Source organism: Zafaria sp. Z1313, assembly GCF_050563205.1.
Classification (GTDB): Bacteria; Actinomycetota; Actinomycetes; order Actinomycetales; family Micrococcaceae; genus JAZDCJ01.
Map to the genome: position 1 here is coordinate 1 of NZ_JBNWUK010000026.1, position 21,395 is coordinate 21,395.

General features: G+C 68.9%; 16 protein-coding genes and 1 pseudogene. 6 read left to right on the plus strand and 11 right to left on the minus strand.

The window, feature by feature from the left end; all coding sequences use genetic code 11:
* Window positions 1-581: IS110 family transposase (locus ACQ3I4_RS15500; RefSeq protein ID WP_329863947.1), on the minus strand; the 581-nt coding region annotated here is incomplete at its 3' end.
* Window positions 582-866: 285 nt separating this feature from the next.
* Between ACQ3I4_RS15500 and ACQ3I4_RS15505 the strand changes: the two are divergent.
* Window positions 867-1,106 (plus strand): annotated as a pseudogene (locus ACQ3I4_RS15505) (DUF6766 family protein); the annotation flags it as partial.
* A 426-nt stretch (window positions 1,107-1,532) separates the two neighbouring features.
* On the opposite strand, the gene ACQ3I4_RS15510 reads toward ACQ3I4_RS15505, so the two are convergent.
* Together ACQ3I4_RS15510 and ACQ3I4_RS15515 are read right to left on the minus strand one after the other, a co-directional pair.
* A complete protein-coding gene (locus ACQ3I4_RS15510) occupies window positions 1,533-2,861 on the minus strand; it encodes an MFS transporter (protein ID WP_329863949.1) in 1,329 nt (442 codons plus the stop codon).
* Complete coding sequence (locus ACQ3I4_RS15515; protein WP_329863972.1) at window positions 2,858-3,514, minus strand: flavin reductase family protein; 657 nt, start codon at window positions 3,512-3,514, stop codon at window positions 2,858-2,860. Before ACQ3I4_RS15515 ends, ACQ3I4_RS15510 begins: the two co-directional genes overlap by 4 nt.
* 117 nt (window positions 3,515-3,631) lie before the next feature.
* Here ACQ3I4_RS15515 and ACQ3I4_RS15520 point away from each other — a divergent pair, with 117 nt between their 5' ends.
* Entirely contained in the window at window positions 3,632-4,294 is a 663-nt protein-coding gene (locus ACQ3I4_RS15520) for a GntR family transcriptional regulator (RefSeq protein ID WP_329863951.1), read from the plus strand.
* 147 nt (window positions 4,295-4,441) lie between these two features.
* On the opposite strand, the gene ACQ3I4_RS15525 is transcribed toward ACQ3I4_RS15520, so the two are convergent.
* A complete protein-coding gene (locus tag ACQ3I4_RS15525) occupies window positions 4,442-5,173 on the minus strand; it encodes a FadR/GntR family transcriptional regulator (protein ID WP_329863953.1) in 732 nt (243 codons plus the stop codon).
* A 76-nt stretch (window positions 5,174-5,249) separates the two neighbouring features.
* Complete coding sequence (locus tag ACQ3I4_RS15530) at window positions 5,250-7,052, minus strand: L-lactate permease (RefSeq protein ID WP_430633872.1); 1,803 nt, start codon at window positions 7,050-7,052, stop codon at window positions 5,250-5,252.
* A gap of 261 nt (window positions 7,053-7,313) precedes the next feature.
* Here ACQ3I4_RS15530 and ACQ3I4_RS15535 point away from each other — a divergent pair, with 261 nt between their 5' ends.
* The 4 genes from ACQ3I4_RS15535 (at window position 7,314) to ACQ3I4_RS15550 (ending at window position 13,851) form a co-directional block, all read left to right on the plus strand.
* Window positions 7,314-8,114: a (Fe-S)-binding protein gene (locus tag ACQ3I4_RS15535; RefSeq protein ID WP_329863957.1), complete on the plus strand. Its 801-nt coding sequence runs from the start codon at window positions 7,314-7,316 to the stop codon at window positions 8,112-8,114.
* Entirely contained in the window at window positions 8,111-9,625 is a 1,515-nt protein-coding gene (locus tag ACQ3I4_RS15540) for a lactate utilization protein B (RefSeq protein WP_329863958.1), read from the plus strand. The genes ACQ3I4_RS15535 and ACQ3I4_RS15540 overlap by 4 nt, the downstream gene beginning before the upstream one ends.
* Window positions 9,622-10,260 carry a LutC/YkgG family protein gene (locus tag ACQ3I4_RS15545; RefSeq protein ID WP_329863960.1) on the plus strand — a complete coding sequence of 213 codons (639 nt, stop codon included), beginning with the start codon at window positions 9,622-9,624 and terminating at the stop codon, window positions 10,258-10,260. The genes ACQ3I4_RS15540 and ACQ3I4_RS15545 overlap by 4 nt, the downstream gene beginning before the upstream one ends.
* Window positions 10,261-10,398: 138 nt before the next feature.
* Window positions 10,399-13,851: a pyruvate carboxylase gene (locus tag ACQ3I4_RS15550; RefSeq protein ID WP_329863962.1), complete on the plus strand. Its 3,453-nt coding sequence runs from the start codon at window positions 10,399-10,401 to the stop codon at window positions 13,849-13,851.
* Between the two features lie 390 nt (window positions 13,852-14,241).
* Here the strand turns inward: ACQ3I4_RS15550 and ACQ3I4_RS15555 are convergent, their stop codons facing one another.
* The 6 genes from ACQ3I4_RS15555 to ACQ3I4_RS15580 form a co-directional block, all read right to left on the minus strand.
* The gene (locus ACQ3I4_RS15555) at window positions 14,242-15,720 is read right to left on the minus strand and encodes a glutamine synthetase family protein (RefSeq protein WP_329863964.1); all 1,479 of its coding nucleotides are present in this window, start codon (window positions 15,718-15,720) and stop codon (window positions 14,242-14,244) included.
* Between the two features lie 266 nt (window positions 15,721-15,986).
* Window positions 15,987-17,078 (minus strand): YihY/virulence factor BrkB family protein, encoded by a 1,092-nt coding sequence (locus tag ACQ3I4_RS15560; RefSeq protein WP_430633873.1) that lies wholly within the window; start codon window positions 17,076-17,078, stop codon window positions 15,987-15,989.
* Between the two features lie 182 nt (window positions 17,079-17,260).
* On the minus strand, window positions 17,261-18,463 hold the full coding sequence (locus ACQ3I4_RS15565) for an IS110 family transposase (protein WP_329863967.1): 1,203 nt from the start codon (window positions 18,461-18,463) through the stop codon (window positions 17,261-17,263).
* 402 nt (window positions 18,464-18,865) lie between these two features.
* Window positions 18,866-19,333, minus strand: a complete 468-nt coding sequence (locus tag ACQ3I4_RS15570) for an HtaA domain-containing protein (RefSeq protein WP_430633874.1) — start codon at window positions 19,331-19,333, stop codon at window positions 18,866-18,868.
* Window positions 19,248-20,003, minus strand: a complete 756-nt coding sequence (locus ACQ3I4_RS15575) for an HtaA domain-containing protein (RefSeq protein ID WP_430633875.1) — start codon at window positions 20,001-20,003, stop codon at window positions 19,248-19,250. Before ACQ3I4_RS15575 ends, ACQ3I4_RS15570 begins: the two co-directional genes overlap by 86 nt.
* A 45-nt stretch (window positions 20,004-20,048) precedes the next feature.
* Window positions 20,049-21,311: an IS256 family transposase gene (locus ACQ3I4_RS15580; protein ID WP_329864319.1), complete on the minus strand. Its 1,263-nt coding sequence runs from the start codon at window positions 21,309-21,311 to the stop codon at window positions 20,049-20,051.
* Window positions 21,312-21,395 lie beyond the last annotated feature (84 nt).

The following is a 21,395-nucleotide window of genomic DNA, read 5'->3' on the forward strand; positions in this document are numbered from 1 at the left end:
CTCTTCAGCGCTGCCGGACTGGGATAGCGCATGAGCAGGTCGGTCACGGCAGGGTGGGACAACCGCGGCCCGAGGACGCGTTCCAGCGACGGGTGGATCTGCGTCAGGAGCCCGCGGAGCCGGTTGCTGACCTGAGTCGCCTGGGCGGCGAGATCGTCGTCGAAACCGCAGAGCATCGAGAGTTCGGCGATGTTCTCCTCGCTGACGGTGATGCTCCGGAGCGTGTGGGGCATCGTGCGGGCGGTGTCGGCGATGATGAACGCGTCCCTCGCATCCGTCTTCGCCTGTCCTGGATGGAGGTCTGCGACGCGGCGCATCGTCAGGCCCGGGAGATACGCCACGTCGATGCCGATCGACTGGGCGATCGCCACGGGCAGCGCCCCGATGGTTTTCGGCTGGTCCACGACCACGAGACAGCGACCGTGCTCGCGCCCGAGGCGTTCGAAGAGTTCCCTGATTCCCGGTTCCGACTGGGACAGTGTCTTGTTGTGGACGATCGTCCCGTCGGCCGTGAGCGCGGTGGCGTGGTGTTCGCTTTTGCCGACGTCCATGCCGATGAACAGGACAGGCTGGTCTTTCATGGCAGTCACCTTCGATTCGTGGACCAGATCCTGGGCGGCCACTAGGCGGTGACGTTCACATCCACGTTACGCAGACCCCGGACTCGGGCGTGCTTCTATTAGCGATCCGTGACCGCCAGTACCGGCTCCGGTGACTACACCCCCCGGATCATGAAGGACTGGGGGCAGACATCATGCCGGAGCCGGCTGGCTACCCGCCCCCTGATCATCGCCGATCAGCAGGCCACGAAAAAGGTAACGGGGCACGCGCAGGCGGACTCGACGGCATAGGAGAAGGCGGGCGGGTGGCGGCGGTTCGTGTACTCGAACTCGCTCCTGCTGGTCATGAAGGCCGTGTTCCTGCTCTCCTGGTGGGTGCAGATCGTGGCCGGACTGGTGGTGTTCAACGACGAGGACGCCCGTCACGGGGAACCCGGGATGGGGTGGATGGAGTACGCGGTGTCCACGGAGTTCCGGAACCGGACCCTGCAGAACCGGCAGTCCGAACTGTTTGCGGTGGGCAGCATGGTGGTGCTGTCCACCTAGCTGCGCCAGCGCGGCTCGTCCGAGTCCAAGCCCGTCGGTGCCCCGCATGGCCGGACGTCGACGGAGAGCGGGTGAGGCCATCCCCGGGGACAGGCGCGGCGGTTTCAGCCCGTCGAGCATACGGATGTGCCCGGCCGACGTGGAGGGTTTCCTTGGTCCCGGGTTCGCGCCCCGGTCTACCGCGGCGGCGACCGGATCACGACCGACAACGGGTCCGACTTTTTATCGACCTCTGACTAGCAACTATGTGGTGATTAGGAAGCTCTCCCTGTTCTGTGCCGTCTGCTGGCGCAAAGGTGCGGTGGGTGATGCGCCGAGTTCTCCCACCGGGCGTGCAACTGGCCCGGGTCCTGTAACGGAAGTCAAGACCCGGGCTGTCGAACGTGGGCGCCCCAGGGGGCGGGATAGTTGCTGAACGGCTGGGGGCTATGTGCCGCGGACCAGACTGCTGTCCTTCGTTTCCTTCATCAGGATGCCGGTGAGCAGGGTGATAGCGGCAACGGCGATGAGGTAGTAGAGGAACCAGTCCTGGCGTCCGCTCTGGGAAAGGGCGGCGTTGATGTACGGGGCGGTGCCGCCGAAGATGGCGGTGGCGAGGGAGAGCGGCCCGGCGACGCCGGCTGCGCGGACCCTCGTGGGGAACACCTCGGCCCAGATGGCGCCGTTGACTCCGAAAAGGAGGGCGAGGCCGGTCAGTGCGGCGAGCAGAGCCAGGAGCAGTCCGGAGAAGCTGCCGTCGACGAGGCCGTGGATGGGGATGGTCAGTGCGACGAATACGAGGCCGAAGGCGATGACCAGGGGTTTGCGGCCGATGCGGTCGCCGAGCCACCCGGCCAGGAGGACGGCGCCGAGGAAGTACACCTGTGCGATGAGGCTTGCGGTGAGGGCGCTGGAGGGGTCCTGTCCGTGCTGGAGCTGGGCGTAGGTGGGCATGAAGATGAGCCAGGTGTAGAACATGATCGAGCCGCCGGCCGACAGGCCGAAGACCACGAGGATGGCCTTCCAGTGGTCCAGGAGCCGAGGCTTGCGGGGTTCGGCCGCGGTCTCGTGCGTCCCGGCGCCGGCGTTCTTCGATGCCTCCTCGAAGGCGTCGGTCTCAGTCAGCCGACGGCGGAGGTACAGCGCGTAGAGACCCAGCGTGCCGCCGATGCCGAAGGCGACGCGCCAACCCCACTCGCGGACGTCGGACTCGGAGAGGTTGGCGGTCAGCACGAGGCCGGTCACGGTGGCCAGAATGGTGCCGAGCACGACGCTGAACCAGGACGTGCTGCCGAACAGGGCGCGCCGGCCCCGCGGCGCGCGCTCGACCAGGTAGGTCACGGACGTGCCCATCTCCCCGCCGTGGGCCAGCCCCTGGACGAGCCGGGCGAGGAGCAGGATGACGGACGCGGCGATTCCCACCGAGCCGTAGGTCGGTGCGAACGCGATGACGAGGCTGCCGAACGCGGTGAGCATCATCGCGAGCGTGAGGCTCTTGCGGCGTCCGACCCGGTCCGCGTACGCGCCGAAGAGGAAGCCGCCCAGCGGCCGCGTGACGAAGCCGACGGCGAAGACCGCCAAGGTCGCCAGGAGCGCGGACGCCGCGTTGTCCGGCTGGAAGAACTGGACGGCGAAGTAGGGGGCGAAGATGGAGTAGATCGTCCAGTCGTACCACTCGAGCGAATTGCCGAAGTTGACGGCGACCAGGTCCCGGACGCGCTGGGCCGTGGAGTTGGGGGTCTTTTCCTTTTGTTGGACCATGCTTGCCTCGCTCATGCGGCTCGCCCCTCCAGGCCCAGTTGCGCGTCCTTGTCCGCGCCGGGAACGCGCATCTCGAATGTTTCGCGGACCACCGTGTAGTCGAAGTACCCCAGGCGGGCGATCGGTTCGATCCTCCCGATGTCCAGTCGTCCGTCGACGGTGATGACCTCGTCGTCGATGTGGATCGTCTCCACCGTGGCGAAGACGATGTCGACCGTCCCGACCGTGGACTTCCCCGGCACCCGGTGGGTCGAGTGGTACTTGCACTCGAACTTCACCGGACTCTCCTGGACCATCGGGACGGGGTGGTTGTCGGCGTAGACGCGGGTGAGTCCGAGGTGGTCGAACTCGCTTTCCTCGGGCCCGAGCGCCATCGCGCTCTTGTTGACCGCGTCGCGCAGCGGGTAGGTGGCCATGTTCCAGACGAACCATCCGGTGGTCTCGGCGTTGATGACGGTGTCCTTGCGCCGTCCGTCGGGGTACTGGTTGGCGGAGAACATGACCATCGGCGGGTCGAACGTGAGGTTCTGCCACTGGCTGTACGGGGCGATGTTCTCCACGCCGTCCGCGCTCACGCTCGAAAGCCATCCGATGGGCCGGGGCACGGTGCAGCTCTTGAACGGGGAATAGGGCAACGGACTCGGCTCGTGGGCGGGACGGTACTTCAAGGCGATCCTCCAAGTGATCGGGGTCACGACGACTCGGCCAGCGTAGCCCGTATACGCGGAATATATCAAGAGTATGCGTCCGTCTATTGTGTAGCCTGAGAGCCGAAGGGGAGTGCTATGACAAAGGCCGACGAGGCATACGTGCTACTCGCGGAGATGATTGAGACCGGACGGTTGGCTCCGGGCGCGTTCCACACCGAAAGCGGTCTCGTGGACCAGGTCGGTGTCGGTCGCACCCCGTTGCGGGAGGCGGTCCAGCGGCTGGACCGCGACCACTTGGTCCGCATCCGGCCGGGACGCGGGATCGAGATCCCCATCAACTCGGTGGAGGAGCAGTTGCGCCGGCTGGAGGTCCGCCGCGTCATGGAGCCGCTCGCCGTGGCCCTGGCCTGCGAGCGTGCCTCCGCCGTCGAGCTGGCCAAGGTCGCGGTGCTGACCGAGGAGATGGCGGAGCTGGACGAGCTGGAGGCGTACGTCGCGGCCGTCAGGGAAACCCACGGGCTCTTGTGCGAGGCGTCGCACAACGAGTACCTCGCCGACGCCATGACCCCGCTTCAGGGTCTGTCGCGGAAGTTCTGGCTGGCCCACATCATGGATCCCCTGGAGGAGGTCCGTGCGGGAAAGGACCTGCATTTGGCGATGCTGCGCGGCATCGTGGTCCGGGACGTCGACGCGGCGGCGGCGGCTTCGATCCGGTTGAACGATTACCTGGTCGACTCGGCACTCGCTGTGGCGACGCGCAAGGCCCGTGTGGGGAGCAGATCGGCCGCTGGATACTGAGCGCGGGTCCGGGTCCGCGCCATGCGGTGGGCGTCCGGCCTGCGTCCCGGGGCCATGGGGTGCCCCGGCTCGGGGGAGTTCGCTGACCGACGTCGAACCGAGGGTTCGGGTTGTCCCGTTTCCGGCCTATCGCGCCGGACCGGCGGCTCAGTGTTGGGTTTCGGCGTAGAACCATTCGATGTGTTCGCGGAGCAGCCTGGCGGCCAGTTTGCCTTCCCCGGCGGACACGGCGGCGAGGATGTCGTGGTGCTGGTGCCGGAGCACCTCGGCCACGGGCTCCCAGGCCTCGTCGCTGCGGACCGACTCGGCCACGTAGTCGCTGATGGACAGGCGCAGGGACTCCATCATGGCCTCGATGACCGCGTTGCCCGCCAGCGAGGACAGCAGCACGTGGAAGCGGGCGTCGAGCGCGTGGAAGTCGACCCGGCCCAGCGTGGGGTCGTCCATTTGGTCCAGGAGCGCGGCGGCCTCGTCGAGCTTCGTCCGGGTCGAGGGGTCCTCGCGGTCGATGGTGGCGGCTTCGGCGGCCCCGGTCTCGAGCAGGATGCGGGTCTGGACGATCTCGGCGACGCTCAGCTGGCGGGTGGCCACGTGTAGCCGCAGCGCGGAGGCCAGTCCGGCGGCCGGCTCGGAGATGATGACCGCACCGGCGTTGGGTCCCGAGCCGGTGGACGTGCGGACGACGCCGTGCACGTCGAGGATGCGGATGGCGTCGCGGACCGAGGCGCGGGAGAGTCCGTGCCGTTCGGCCAGGGTTCGTTCCCCGGGCAGCTGGTCCCCGAGTTTGAGTGCCCCGGAGCGTAGCTCGGCCTCGATGGCGTGGAGCACGGCCTCGTAGGCGCGCGGGGCCGAGACGGGCTTGGATTCCTCGATGGTCACTGGTCCATTCTCCCATGTGCCAACGGACGGCCCGCCCGTGGTGGGGCGGGCCGTCCGTTGGCCTCGGATGCCGGAGTTAGGACTTGTCGGCCCGGATCCCGGTGTGGCTGGCCGCGGGGGGCGGCGTCTGCTTGAGCATCCACCGGATGGTCAGGGCGATGGCGGTGAGGAGCAGGGCCAGCATGACGGTGCCGAGGTTCATTCCGAGCCCGTGGATGAAGAGGAAGGCGACGATGCCGCCGGCCAGGCAGTAGTAGGTGGTGACGAAGATGGTTTGGCGTAGGAGGTCGCCCTCCCGTCCCAGCAGGCCGACGGTCGCGGAGGCGGCGACGATGTTGTGGATGGAGATTGGGTTGCCTCCGGCCCCGCCGACCGCCTGCGCCGCGACGACCAGCTCCGGCGGGACCCCGATCTGGGCGCCGGTGGAGAACTGGAACTGCGAGAAGGTCAGGTTGGAGACCGTGTTGGAGCCGGCGACGAACGCGCCCAGCGCTCCGATCCACGGGGCGATGAGCGGCCAGGATCCACCGGAAACCGCGGCGGCGCCCTCGGCGAGGGTCACGGGCATGCTGGACAGCCCGGATGAGTTGAGCTCCGGGCCGGACTGGATGAGGATGCGCACCAGGGGCACCGCGAAGAGCAGTGCGACGGCGGTGCCCGCCAGCTGGCCGGCGGAGACCTTGACGGCGCGGAGGATCTCCTGGCGTTTCATCCGGTGCAGGACGAAGGCGAACACCGAGGCGAGGATGAGCACGAAGCCCGGGAGGTAGAAGGGCTGGATGCCGGTGCTGATGCCGGTGCCGAGGATGTCCGTCACGGGCATGGCGAGGCCGGTCAGGAACGTCTTGAGTTCCGGGATCGCGCGGCTGGCGACCAGCAGCGAGCCCATGAGGATGTAGGGGGCCCAGGCGCGCAGGGGGCTCATGTGGAAGCTCGTGTCGACGGCCTTTGTCGGGTCGAGGGTGCCCATCCAGCGCTCGGACCAGGCCGACCGCGGGCCGAAGTCGAAGGTGTCCTTGGGCATCAGGAATCCCCGGCTGGAGGTGAGCATGACCAGCGCGAGGCCGATCAGGCCGCCGAACAGCGAGGGGAACTCGGGCCCGAGGAAGCGTGCGGTCAGGATGGAGGGGACGGTCATGGCCAGGGACGCGTAGATGGCGAAGGGCCAGACGGCCAGTCCGTCGCGGAAGCGCCGGTCCGGGCCGAAGAACCCGGTGAGCATGCAGACCATCATCAGCGGGATGAGCAGGCCGACGATGGCGTGGATGGCCGCGACCTGGAATCCGATGGAGTTCACGTATTCGGGCATGGTCAGGCCGAGCACGTTGATGCGTTCGGCCACGGCCGGGTCTCCGCCGAGCCCCTGGTTGACGCCGATGAGGATAGGGGTGCCGATGGCTCCGAAGCTCACGGGCGTGCTTTGGATGACCAGGCCCACCATCACGGCGGCCATGGCGGGGAAGCCCATGGCCAGCAGCAGCGGCGCGACGACGGCGGCCGGGGTGCCGAAGCCGGAGGCGCCCTCGATGAAGCTGCCGAAGAGCCAACCGATGATGATCGCCTGGATCCGGCGGTCGGGGGAGATGTTGTTGAACCCGGCGCGGATCGCGGACATCGCCCCGCCCGCGGAAAGGGTCGCCAGTAGCAGGAGCGCGCCGAACACGATGTAGAGCATGGTGCCGGCGACGATCAGGCCCTCCAGCGAGGCGGCGAGCACGCCGGCGAAGTCCATCTGCCACACCGTGAGGGCCACCACCACGGCGACGACGTAGCCGACGGGCATGGCGTATTTGGCCGGCCACCGGAACCCGGCGAGCAGCACGCCGACCACGAGGATCGGAGCCAACGCAAGGAGGGAAAGTACCGCTAGGTTGTCCACAATTCTGGTCCTCTCTGACCAAGTTCCCGCAGGAAGGATCCGGCCTGTGCCTGGATCCGGGCCTGTGCCCTGGGATGGGAAGCATTATGGTCGGACCACTATGGTCCAACCACGCCAGAGTAGCGCACATTCTCGAAGAATGTGAGGGTCGTCACCAGAATGCCGCCTGACTTGCGGCGCTGGACGCGGCCCCGCTTTCGTGCCTACTATGGTCTGACCACACGCGGTCGTGTGGTCTGCCACACTTCCGAAAGGCGCTTCATGAGAATCGCACTCTTCGCCACCTGCATCGTCGATGCCATGTACCCTGACACCGCCCGGGCCACGGTGGCCATCCTGGAGCGGCTCGGCCACGAGGTCGTGTTCCCCGCGGGCCAGGCCTGCTGCGGGCAGATGCACCTGAACAGCGGCTACTTCGACAAGGCGCTGCCGGTGGTGCGGAACCACGTCGAGGCCTTCGGAAACGGGGACTACGACGTCGCCGTCGCGCCGTCGGGCTCCTGCGTGGCCTCCGTGAAGCACCAGCACCCGATGCTGGCGAAGCGCTGCGGCGACAATACGCTGGAGGCGGACGCCCGCGCGGTGGGCGCCAAGACCTACGAGCTGTCCCAGCTGCTGACCGACGTCCTCGGCGTGACCGACGCGGCCGCCCAGCTGGGCTCGCATTTCCCGCACCGCGTCACGTACCACCCGTCGTGCCACGGCATGCGGGTGTTGCGCCTCGGAGACCGCCAGCTGGACCTGTTGCGCTCGGTCGGCGGCATCGACGTGGTCGAACTGCCGGAGGCGGACCAGTGCTGCGGATTCGGGGGCACGTTCTCGCTGAAGAACCCCGAGGTCTCCTCCGCGATGCTCGCGGACAAGACCGCCGCGATCGACTCCACCGGCGCCGACATCTGCACCGGGGGCGACGCCTCGTGCCTGCTGCACATCGGCGGCGGGCTCTCCCGCACCGCCAGCGCCGCCGGCACCCTGCACTTCGCGGAGATCCTGGCCAGCACCCGGGAGCACCCGGCGTCCGCCGCCGGGGACACGGCCGCCCGGATCGGGGCACGACGATGAGCGGGACGTTCCTGGGCATGCCGTCCCTCCCCGTCTTCGGCACCGGCAACCTGCACGCCAGCGAGTCCTTCCCCACCGCCGCGCGCCGCGAGCTCGGCAAGCCGCAGCTGCGCGCCAACCTGCGCCACGCCACCCACACCATCCGCGACAAAAGGCTGAGGGTGGTGTCCGAACTCCCGGACTGGGAGGACCTGCGCAACGCCGGGTCCGCCGTCAAGGAGAACGTCATGGCGCGGCTGCCCGAGCTGCTGGAGCAGTTCGAGGCGAACTTCACGGCCCGCGGCGGCACCATCCACTGGGCCCGCGACGCGGCCGAGGCCAACCGGATCGTCACCGACCTGATCCGCGCGACCGGCTCCACGGACGTGGTCAAGGTCAAGTCGATGGCCACCCAGGAGATCGGGCTCAACGAACACCTGGAGGCCGAGGACATAACCGCCCTGGAAACCGACCTGGCCGAACTGATCGTCCAGCTCGGGCATGACAAGCCCAGCCACATCCTGGTCCCCGCGATCCACAAGAACCGCACGGAGGTGCGCGACATCTTCCTGTCCGAAATGCCCGGCGTCGACCCCGCCCTCACCGACGACCCGGCGCTGCTGGCCGGCGCCGCCCGGGCGTACCTGCGCCGGAAGTTCCTCGACGCCAAGGTCGCCGTGTCCGGCGCGAACTTCGCCATCGCCGAGACCGGGACACTCGGCGTGGTGGAGTCCGAGGGCAACGGGCGCATGTGCCTGACCCTCCCCGAAACCCTGATCACCGTGATGGGCGTGGAGAAGCTGCTCCCGGCCTGGTCCGATGTGGGCGTGTTCATGCAGCTGCTCCCGCGGTCCTCCACCGGCGAGCGGATGAACCCCTACACCTCGTTCTGGACTGGCACCACCGCCGGCGACGGCCCGACCAGCGTCCACCTCGTGATGCTGGACAACGGACGCAGCGCCGCCCTCGCCGACGAGATGGGCCGGGCCGCCCTGCACTGCATCCGCTGCAGCGCCTGCATGAACGTCTGCCCCGTCTACGAACGCACCGGCGGGCACGCCTACGGCTCCACCTACCCCGGACCCATCGGCGCGATCCTCTCGCCCCTGCTCACCGGCATCATGTCCGAGGAGAACGGCTCGCTGCCCTACGCCTCCTCGCTGTGCGGGGCCTGCTACGACGCCTGCCCGGTCAAGATCAACATCCCGGAGATCCTCGTCGAACTGCGCGCCCAGGACGTCGAGGCCCAACACGAAAAGCGCAGGATCCCCAACCAGATGGACCTCATGATGACCGGGGCCTCCTGGGCGTTCGCCTCCGGCAAGCACCTGGGACTGCTCGAGAAGGCCCTCCCGCTGGGACGCCTCGCCGCGGGCAGGGCCAAGAAGATCAAGCGCCTGCCCGGCATCGCCGCCGGCTGGACCAGCAGCCGCGACATCCCCGCCCCGCCGTCCAAGTCCTTCCGCGACGGGTGGGCCAAGGACCACCCGAACCCCGCATCCGGCACGGACCCCCAGGAGGACGCCAAATGAGCGCGCGCCAAGAGATCATGGACCGGCTGCGCGGGGCGCTCAAGGACGCCCCAAAGGCCCCGCCCATCCCGCAGACCCACCGGCTGAAAGGCGACCTGGATACCGAGGCCCTGATCGAGCAGCACGTCGACCGGCTGCTCGACTACAAGGCCGGGGTGCGCACCATCGACGCCTCGGCACTGCCCGAGACCCTGGCGGACCTGCTATCCGGCGCCACCAGCTACGTCGTCCCGCCCGGGCTGGAGCCGGCCTGGCTGGACCACCCCGCGCTGGCAAACGACTCCCGCCGACGCACCGACAGCATCGAGGCCCCGCTCACCCTGGCCGAGCTGGACGCCACCGCCGCGGTCCTGACCTCCAGCACCGTGTCCGTCGCCGAGTCCGGAACCATCGTGCTCGACGGCGACCCGGACCAGGGGCGGCGTGCGATCAGCCTGATCCCGGACCACCACATTTGCGTGGTTGCCGCGTCCTCGATCGTCCAGATCCTCCCGGAGGCCCTGCCGCGGCTGGACTCCACGCGCCCGCAGACGTGGATCTCCGGCCCCAGCGCGACCAGCGACATTGAACTCGAACGGGTCGAGGGCGTCCACGGACCGCGACGGCTCGACGTCGTCATCGTCCGCGACCTGTAACCCGACACCCGGCCGGGGTGCCGGCACAACCACCAGCAGGCCCGGCGGCGCCGCCACACCCGCCCGCCCCGGCCCGCCATGCCCGCATCCCACCCGGGATCCGCGCGGTAACAACGACGTTTTCGACAGAGGAGTCCCATGTTTTCGAAGGTTCTGGTCGCCAACCGTGGCGAAATCGCCATCCGGGCCTTCCGCGCCGGCTACGAGCTGGGCGCCAAGACCGTCGCGGTCTTCCCGTACGAGGACCGCGGGTCCATCCACCGCCAGAAGGCCGACGAGGCCTACCAGATCGGCGAAGAGGGCCACCCGGTCCGCGCGTACCTGGACGTCGCGGAGATCATCCGCGTGGCCAAGGAGTGCGGGGCGGACGCGATCTACCCCGGGTACGGCTTCCTGTCGGAGAACCCGGGCCTGGCGCGCGCGGCCGCGGAGGCCGGCATCACGTTCATCGGCCCGCCCGCGGACGTGCTCGAGCTCGCGGGCAACAAGGTCGCGGCGCTGAAGGCCGCGAAGAAGGCCGGCGTTCCGGTCCTGAACTCCTCCGAGCCCAGCGACGACGTCGACACCCTGATTTCCGAGGCGGACAAGATCGGGTTCCCGCTCTTCGTCAAGGCCGTCGCCGGCGGAGGCGGTCGCGGGATGCGCCGCGTGGACACCCGCGACGCGCTGCCCGAGGCGCTGTCCGCCGCGATGCGCGAGGCCGGGAGCGCGTTCGGGGACCCGACCGTGTTCCTCGAGCAGGCCGTGCTGCGCCCGCGGCACATCGAGGTGCAGATCCTCGCGGACGGCGCCGGCAACGTGGTGCACCTCTTCGAGCGCGACTGCTCGCTGCAGCGCCGGCACCAGAAGGTCATCGAGATCGCCCCGGCGCAGAACCTGGACGAGGGGATCCGCCAGGCCCTGTACGCGGACGCGGTGAAGTTCGCGAAGGCGCTGGAGTACCAGAACGCCGGCACCGTCGAGTTCCTCGTGGACACGGTCGGGGAGCGGGCCGGGCAGCACGTGTTCATTGAGATGAACCCGCGCATCCAGGTCGAGCACACGGTCACCGAGGAGATCACGGACGTGGACCTGGTGTCCGCGCAGATGCGCATCGCCGCCGGCGAGACGCTCGAGGACCTGGACATCCGGCAGGAGGACCTGCGGATCCGCGGCGCGGCGCTGCAGTGCCGCATCACCACGGAGGACCCGTCCAACGGCTTCCGCCCGGACGTGGGCACCATCACCGTGTACCGCTCGGCCGGCGGATCCGGGGTGCGCCTGGACGGCGGGACCATCTACACCGGCGCCGAGGTGTCCCCGCACTTCGACTCGATGCTCGTGAAGCTCACCTGCCGCGGGCGGGACTACGACATGGCCGTGCGCCGGGCGCGCCGCGCGCTGGCCGAGTTCCGGGTCCGCGGCGTCGCCACGAACATCCCGTTCCTCATGAACGTCCTGGGCGATCCGCAGTTCCTCTCCGGCGACGTGGCCACCGACTTCATCGACTCGCGCCCGGACCTGCTGGAGGGCCACCGTTCGCAGGACCGCGGCACCAAGGCCCTGACGTTCCTGGCCGACGTGACCGTGAACCGGCCCAACGGCCCGCGCCGCGAAGGCCTGGACCCGCGCGACAAGCTCCCGCACTACCCCGGGGACAAGTCGGAGGAGCCGTTCCGCTCCCCGTTCGACGGCCCGTCCGAGCACCAGCCGCCCGCAGGGTGGCGCCAGCGGCTCCTGGAGCTCGGCCCCGAGGGCTTCGCCGCCGCCCTGCGGGCGCAGACCGCCGTCGCGGTCACGGACACCACGTTCCGCGACGCGCACCAGTCGCTGCTGGCCACCCGGGTGCGCACCCGGGACCTGCTGGCGGCGGCCCCGGCGTTCGCGCACACGCTGCCGCAGCTGTTCTCGATGGAGGTCTGGGGCGGGGCGACGTACGACGTCGCGCTGCGCTTCCTGGGCGAGGACCCCTGGAAGCGGCTGGAGCTGCTGCGCGCGGAGCTGCCGAACATCCCGCTGCAGATGCTGCTGCGCGGCAGGAACACCGTGGGGTACACCCCGTACCCCACCGAGGTCACCGACGCGTTCGTCAAGGAGGCCGCCGCGACCGGGATCGACATCTTCCGGATCTTCGACGCGCTCAACGACGTGTCGCAGATGGCCCCGGCCATCAAGGCGGTCCGGGAGACGGGGACCGCGGTCGCCGAGGTCGCCCTGTGCTACACGGGCAACCTGCTGGACCCGGCCGAGGACCTGTACACGCTGGACTACTACCTGGGCCTCGCCCAGGAGATCGTCGACGCCGGGGCGCACATCCTGGCGATCAAGGACATGGCGGGGCTGCTGCGCCCGGCCGCCGCGGCGAAGCTGGTGCGCGCGCTGCGCGAGCGCTTCGACCTGCCCGTCCACCTGCACACCCACGACACGGCCGGCGGCCAGCTCGCCACGCTCATGGCCGCGGTCGACGCCGGGGTCGACGCCGTCGACGTCGCCGTCGCGTCCATGGCCGGGACCACGTCCCAGCCCTCGTCCTCGGCGCTGGTCGCCGCGCTCGCGAACACCGAGCGCGACACCGGGATCGAGTTGGAGGCGGCCGCGGCCCTGGAGCCCTACTGGGAGTCGGTGCGCGCGCTCTACGCGCCGTTCGAGTCCGGCCTCGCCGGCCCCACGGGCCGGGTCTACCGGCACGAGATCCCCGGCGGGCAGCTCTCGAACCTCCGCCAGCAGGCGATCGCGCTCGGGTTGGGCGAGCGGTTCGAGGCGATCGAGGACATGTACACGGCGGCGAACAGGATCCTGGGCCGGCTGGTGAAGGTCACCCCGTCCTCGAAGGTCGTCGGGGACCTGGCGCTGCAGCTCGTGGGCATGAACGTGGATCCGGCGGAGTTCGAGGCGAACCCGAAGGCCTTCGACATCCCCGAGTCCGTCATCCAGTTCCTCTCCGGGGAGCTCGGGGACCCGCCCGGCGGCTGGCCCGAGCCCTTCCGCACCAAGGCCCTCGAGGGCCGGACGGTCCGGACCCGGATCGAGGAGCTCTCCGCGGAGGACTCCGCGGCCCTCAGGGGCGACTCGGACACCCGCCGGCGGACCCTGAACCGGCTCCTGTTCCCGGGCCCGACCCGCGACTTCGAGAAGTCCGCGGCGGAATACGGCGACGTGTCCAAGCTCCACACGCGCGACTACCTGTACGGGCTCACGATGAACCGCGAGCACACCGTGTCGCTCGGCAAGGGCGTGCGGCTGCTCGCGACGCTGCAGGCGATCTCCGAGCCCGACGAGAAGGGCATGCGCTCGGTGATGTGCACCCTCAACGGGCAGATGCGGCAGATCACCGTCCGCGACCGCGGGGTGGAGTCGACGGTGAAGGCCGCCGAGAAGGCCGATCCGTCGAACAGCGGGCATGTCGCGGCCCCGTTCGCCGGCGCGGTGTCCCCGACGGTCGCCGTGGGCGACACGGTCGAGGCCGGCGGGACGGTCGCGACCATCGAGGCCATGAAGATGGAGGCGGCGATCACGTCCGCCGTGGCGGGCAAGGTCACGCGCATCGCCATCGACGGAACCCTCCAGGTCCAGGGCGGCGATCTGCTCGTGGAGATCGAGGCCGGGGACTAGAGGAGCTCGCGGCAAGCCGGTGACAGCGCGCCGAGGAGCGACCGTGATTGTCGTCGGGGGGATCCTTGGGTTTTGGACAGATGGCGGTCGGGGCACAGGAACCCAAAGACGGTCCGCGCCGCTGAGCATCGCTTCCGGAATCCGTCCTAAAGCGGCATGCAGTGCATGCCAGCTAGCGCTGGGGAACGCCTGAGGGACGCGTGTCTCCATAGGAGTGTCTTGCCACTTGCCGCTTGCGAGACAGTTCCCCTGTGCGTATGTCAGCATCCGGACGCAGAGGGCATCGGGTTATTGGGCGCAGGGGGTTATTCGGGCCGGCGTCTGGTGGACCGCCGGTCAGTGCCGGCCTCCTTTCCCAGCACGGTTCAACGGCTCGAAAGCCAGCCGGATTCAGCCGACGTGCCAGTGACGGCGAATGAGCTCCTCACGAGCGGCCTCGTCTTCCGCGAGCTCCCCGACCAGCACGGCGTCGTCGGTGTCGCGTAAACCGGCGAGCACGGCGTCGATGAGCGCGCTGGGGAAGACGCCGTCGGCCTCGAAAACTTCGCGCTCGGCCTCGAGCGCGTCGGCCGACTCCGCACATGAAGTAGGCAGTTGCTCGAAGTCGTCGTGGTTGGCGGTACTGAGCCGCTCTGCCAACTCCAAGCTGCCCGGATCACTGAGCCCGCGCTTCGCCCCGACGGCCATCCCGGCCAGCAGCAGGTGCACATCAGCTGAGCCGTCGCCGAGCCGGAGCTCGACGGTCTGGGGGTGCGTGGCGGATTCGGGGACGGGCTCGGTGCTGCCGGGATTGGCGTGGGCGACCATGCCGGCCAGCACGTTCCCGCCCCAGGCCAGTGGAACCCGGACCAGGCCGGAGCGGTCCCTCATGCCCCAGCAGATGCCCTCGGGCGACTCGCCGCCGTCGGCGAATCGCAAGTAGGACGTGGGGACCGTATTGCCGAACGCAGTCAGCGCCCTGGCCGCCGCAAGGTAGCCGGCGATCAGCCGGCGCCCCGTGTCGTTGATTTCCTCCGTGCCGACGATGGCGCTGGCGCCGTCGCGCACCAGCCGGCTGTGGATGTGCAGGCCGTTTCCCGCGCCCTTGCCGCTCACCGAAGGGGCAAACGTCGCTTCGAGGCCGTGGGAGTGGGCGACCTCGCGCACCACCCACTTCGCCAGGACGAGGTTGTCGGCTGCCTGCTCCAGGGGCACGGGTTGGAGCTCGATCTCGTGCTGGACCAGTTGCCGTTCGTCCTCGAGGATGTTGCCGACCTCGCCGTGGGCGTACTTCAGCGGCACCCCCATGGCACAAAGGTGGCCCAGCACCTGCTCTCGGATCCGTTCTCCCTTGGAGAAGGGTCCCGACTCCTGGTAGCCGCGCTCCTCTTCGACGGGATAGATGGGCTCGGGCTTGTCCACGAGGTAGTACTCCAACTCGCCGAAGGCTTCGAGGGTCATGCCGGTTTCCCGCGTCAGGACCTCGGCGGCGCGGCGCACGATCTGCTCGCGCGCGTAGGACAGTGGGTTTCCGGACTCGTCGTAGAAGGAGCACAGCACGTCCAGCGAGCACCGCTCGCCGAAGGGATTGACGAAGGCGGTGCGGTGGCGCGGAACGACGTAGACGTCACTGTTCTCGGTTTGGGTGCCGGCAAAGACGCTCGAGCCGTCCACGCGCTCGCCTCGGGTCAGCACCTCGAGGAGGTGGTCGCGCGAGTTGATGGGGAAGGCCAGGGTTTTCAGACGCCCGTCGCCGCCAACGTAGCGCAGGTTCACCTGGTGCAGTCCCAGCTGTTCGATCGCCCGCACGAGGTCTGCGCCGGTGAAGTCGGCCGCGGGCTTGCCGAGAAGGCGGACGATCGGGTGGGGTTCAAACGCGTCGATGGCCATGCTCCGTTCTACCAGCGTCGAACCGTGTTCTACCACCGCTATGACGCAGAGGTCCTCCCGTGAGCGGCTGGTCCTGCGAGAGCCGCGAGACCGTCCACTGGTACCTCCGCGCCGGTTCCGTCAAGGGTTCCGAGGCGGACTCGAATAGGGCAAGCACCTTGCATGCCCTGATCGAAGGTCTGCCCGCCGGTCCCAGGGCGATCCCCACACTCACCCTCTACAAGCTGCCGCGGTGATGGCGTGGGGGCGTGCACACCAGCGTGGTTCTAGGTTCCGGCGCCCGAAGCGCCGTCGTTCTCGTGCTTTTGCCGGAGGGTCCGGCCTTCGGCGTGGTCCTTTCGTTCCTGGGCGTCCTTCTTGTCGCTGGCCTTGGTGTCCCGGGGCGGGAGCTGGATCGTTTCCTCGGCCTCGATCCCGCCCTGGAGCTGACGGCCGCGTTCCGTTTCGGCGTCGAACTCGGCGCCGAAGAGCAAGGAGATGTTCGCGATCCAGATCCACAGCAGCAGCACGATCATTCCGCCGATGGCGCCGTAGGTCTTGTTGTAGTTGCCGAAGTTGGACACGTAGAAGAAGAACCCGAGCGTGGCGACGGCCAGGACGACCAGGGAGATGAGCGCGCCGAGGCTCATCCAGCGGAACTTCGGCTGCTTCACGTTGGGCGTCGCGTAGTACAGCACGGCGATCATGAGGATCGCGAAGGCCACCAGGACCGGCCACTTCGCGATGTTCCACACCGTCACGGCGGTGGCACCGAGGCCGATGGAGTCGCCGATGGCTTGGGCCACCGGGCCCGAGACCACCAGGAGGATGGCCATGAGCACGGCCATGAGCAGCAGCACGACGGTGATGGCGAGCATCACGGGGCGCAGCTTGTAGAAGGGGCGGCCCTCGTCGACCTCGTAGATCCGGTTCATCGCGCGGCCGAACGCTCCGACGTATCCGGAGGCCGACCAGATCGCGCCCGCGAGGCCTGCGACCAGGGCAAGGCCGGCCGCGGGGGCGCTGGTGAGTTGCTGGATCGGTTGGCGGAGCGTGTCCACCACGGAGGGGTTAGCGAGGGTCTCGAGGGTCTGCAGCAGCGTCTGCGTGGTTTGTTCGGCCTGGCCGACCACCCCTAGGAGCGAGACGAGAGCCAGCAAGGCGGGGAAGAGGGAAAGGACGCCGAAGTAGGTCAGCCCCGCGGCCAGGTCGGTGCACTGGTCTTTGGAGAACTCGCGGACCGTGCGCTTGAGGATGTATTTCCAGGAGGGCTTGTCGACCTCGGCGGGGCTGTCCGGCTTCCGGTCGTCCTCGGGATCGGGGGCGTCCCGGCCCGTTGGGGTCCCGGTCTGTCGGGAGTTGGTTTCGCTGGTGGGCATGGGGGCCTCCGGTTGTGGTTCTCTGCGCGGGGTATGGCACGCGTTTTGTGGGTGGCCGTCGTGTTTGCCCGGGGCGGAATGATGGCCCGCCTGGACGCTCGGCAGTTCCCCCGTGAGCCGTCCCAAGTAGGACGTCCGCTTGCCGTCTCGGCGGGGGGGGGGGGGTGCTTCTATGGTTTTCGTCAAGCCGCTTCGGGGAGCGGGTGGTTCCTGCGCTCGTAGAAGGTTCCGTCTCTGAGCATGGCGAAGAGGACGTCCGAGCGCCGTCGGGCGAGAGCGATCAGGGCTTGGTTGTGTCGTTTGCCTTGGGCTCGTTTGCGGTCGTAGTAGGCGCGGGATTCCGGGTCGTGGAGCGCCGCGAACGCGGAGAGGAACAGGGCGCGTTTGAGGACCTTGTTGCCGCGGCGCGAAGATTGTTCGCCTCGGATCGAGGTTCCGGATCGCCGGGTTACCGGCGCGACCCCGGCGTACGAGGCGAGGTGCGCGGATGACTTGAAGTCCTTGCCGACGACTTCGGTGAGGATCCTCGCGGAGGTCCTGACGCCGATGCCGGGCATCGACGTCAGGACCTCGGTGAGAGGGTGGGCATCGACCGCCTGGAGGATCTCCTCGCCTATCTCGACCCGCTGGCGGTGCAGTTGCTGGAGTTGTTCGGCCAGCCGGCCGGTGACTTTCGCGGCCGCGTTGGTTCCGGCCACGACGACCGTCTGCTCGGCCAGGGAGGCGAAGATGTCCTCGGTCAGGCGTGCGGCCATTCGTGGGGTCTGTTTCCTTAGGCGGGCCCGCACGTGGCCCCGGCCGGCGCTCTTCAGCGCTGCCGGACTGGGATAGCGCATGAGCAGGTCGGTCACGGCAGGGTGGGACAACCGCGGCCCGAGGACGCGTTCCAGCGACGGGTGGATCTGCGTCAGGAGCCCGCGGAGCCGGTTGCTGACCTGAGTCGCCTGGGCGGCGAGATCGTCGTCGAAACCGCAGAGCATCGAGAGTTCGGCGATGTTCTCCTCGCTGACGGTGATGCTCCGGAGCGTGTGGGGCATCGTGCGGGCGGTGTCGGCGATGATGAACGCGTCCCTCGCATCCGTCTTCGCCTGTCCTGGATGGAGGTCTGCGACGCGGCGCATCGTCAGGCCCGGGAGATACGCCACGTCGATGCCGATCGACTGGGCGATCGCCACGGGCAGCGCCCCGATGGTTTTCGGCTGGTCCACGACCACGAGACAGCGACCGTGCTCGCGCCCGAGGCGTTCGAAGAGTTCCCTGATTCCCGGTTCCGACTGGGACAGTGTCTTGTTGTGGACGATCGTCCCGTCGGCCGTGAGCGCGGTGGCGTGGTGTTCGCTTTTGCCGACGTCCATGCCGATGAACAGGACAGGCTGGTCTTTCATGGCAGTCACCTTCGATTCGTGGACCAGATCCTGGGCGGCCACTAGGCGGTGACGTTCACATCCACGTTACGCAGACCCCGGACTCGGGCGTGCTTCTATTAGCGATCCGTGACCGCCAGTACCGGCTCCGGTGACTACACCCCCCGGATCATGAAGGACTGGGGGCAGACATCATGCCGGAGCCGGCTGGCTACCCGCCCCCTGATCATCGCCGATCAGCAGGCCACGAAAAAGGTAACGGGGGGGGTCCAGGGGCACGATCTCGGTGACGGTGGCCGCGGTGGACGGGCCCTCGAGGAAGTGGGGGTCGATCTTCGCGGCGGCGCTCGGGGAGGCCGGAGGCGCGGTCACGGCGGGGGAGGAGGCGCCGGGGGAAGCTGACGACGCCGGGGCGCCTCGGTGCTAGGCGGTGGCCCGGCGGCGGTGGGCCACCAGGAGCAGCGCGCCGAGCAGGAGGGAGCCGAGGCCGGTCAGGGCCAGCCCGTTGCCCTCGGCGCCGGTCGCGGCGAGCGGGGAGCCCACCGTGCCGCCGGTCGCGTAGATGCCCGTCCCGTCCTTGACGAGGACCTGGCGGCCATCGCTCGCCTGGCCCAGCGGCAGGGTGACGCTGAGGGCGTCGAGCGCTTCTCCGGCCTCGTAGAAGCCGGCGAACGCCGCCGTTCCGGCCGCGGTCAGGGTGACCGGGGCGTGGGAGGCGCCGACCTGCCGCGAGCCCACGGAGGCCCCGCCGAGCTTGACGGTGCCGATGACGACGCCGGCGCGGCTGAACTTGTTGCCGTCCATGTCAGAGGAGGTCACGTTGGCGATCAGCGAACCGGTCGCGGGGCCGCTCTGCTGCAGGTGCAGGTTGGAGATGCGCAGGTCCAGCACGCCGTCGTGTCCGGTGAAGTGGACGGGAGCCGCCGAACTGGGCCCAACCGGTGCGGTTCGCGGTCGAGTAGCTGCCGGTTCCGCCGGTGAAGACGAAGTCGGAGCCGTTGTAGCTGGCGCAGTTGATGGTCCAGCCGCCCTGGGCGATGCCGCTGCGGATGTAGTTGCGGAACGAGTCCTTGACGCCCCAGGTGAGGGTCGCGCCGGACACGGCGTTGGACAGGCAGACCGTCTCGTAGACGGGCTTGGTGTCCTGCGTGGTGGTGCCGGTGGAGCCCGTCGTGACGGTCGTGCCGGTGCCGGTGTTCGTTCCGGTGTTGCCGCCGGTGCTGCCGCCCGTGTTCCCGCCCGTGGACGGGGTGCCCGTCCCGGTGCCGGCCTGGGTCGCGGAGAGCTGGACGCGCACGTTCTGGCTCGTGTTCGTCGTTCCCTGGCCGTGGGCCTTGGACGTGTAGACGGTGAAGCCGGAGGCCGCGCCGGCCGGGACGGTGAGCGTCAGCGAGAAGCTGCCGTCGGCGGACAGCGGGGCGGTGCGTCCGGCGGCCGTGGTGCCGGTGGAGTTGCCGGTGGCGACCCACACCGTCTGGCCTTCGACCAGGGCGCTCGCGGTGGCCGCGGCGTAGAAGCCGGCGTGGCCGCTCTGGCCGAGGCCCACGTAGGGGGGTGTCAAGTTTTCCGTGTAAGGGACCGGTCGGTGATCCGCTCTGCCGGGTGGTCAGATCGGGAGTCGGTTGGGGAATTGGACGGCGAAGGCGTTCAGGGCCTGGTGCCATCCCTGGGTGCCGGTTCCGAGCTCGCCTCCGCGGGTGGTCTCGATGTTCCGGATCCCCAGGTAGACCAGCTTGAGCGCCGCGTCGTCGGAGGGGAACGAGCCCCTGGTCTTGGTGATCTTCCGGAGCTGGTAGTTGATCGATTCGATCTGGTTCGTGGTGTAGATGACCTTGCGTATCTCGGGTGTGAACGCCAGGAACGGGGTGAAGTCCTCCCACGCGTTCCTCCACGCCAGCACCGCCCCGGGGGCCTTGGCCTGCCAGGCCTCGGCGAAGGCCTCCATGGCCAGCTCCGCGGCCTGCACGGTCGGAGCCGTGTAGATCGGACGCATGTCCTTGGCCATCGCCTTGCGGTCCCCGTAGGAGGCGTAGCGCATCGCCGAGCGCAGCAGGTGCACCACGCACGTCTGGACCACGGTCTGCGGGTAGATGCTGTTCACCGCCGCCGGCAGGCCGCTCAGCCCGTCGCAACACAGGACCAGGATGTCCGTGGCGCCGCGATTGCGGATCTCGGTGAGCACGTTGGCCCAGAACTTCGCCCCCTCCGAAGCGCCCAGCCACAGGCCCAGGACCTGCTTGCGGCCCTCGACGTCCACGCCCACGGCGATGTGGCAGGCCCTGTTCGCCACGACCCCGCCGTCACGGATCTTCAGCCAGATCGCGTCGATGTAGACGATCGGATACACCGCTTCCAGCGGCCGGTTCTGCCATTGGGCGACCTCGTCGGCGATGACGTCGGTGACCCGGGAGATCGTCGCGGCGGAGACCTTGGCCCCGTAGATCTCCTCGAGGTGGGCCCCGATGTCGCGGGTGCTCATCCCACGGGCGTAGAGCGAGAGGATCATGTCCTCGACCTTGCCCAGCCGGCGGGACCGCTTGGGCACAATGACCGGCGCGAAGGAGCCGTTCCGATCCCGTGGCACGGTGATCTGCACCGGCCCCTGCAGGGTCTGCACGTTCTTGGTGGTCTTGCCGTTGCGCGAGTTTCCCGTCCCGGCCCCGGCGGGGTCCCCGGACTCGTAGCCGAGGTGGTCGCTCATCTCGGTCTCCAGGCTCCGTTCCAGGACCGCGCGGGTCATTCGCGCCAGCAGCTCCTCGACGCCGTGGCGCCCCTGCCCGAGATCCTCCGCGGCGGTGACGAGGGCGTCGATCTGATCGGCGCTGAGAACGCCTTCAAGAGGGTTCGGAATGGTGTTGGTATCTGCCATGAGGCCCGTCCTTTCAAAGGGGTGAAACCACAGGTCACACCCCAGTTAGAGACCGGACCCTTACACACTCTATGAAACACCCTC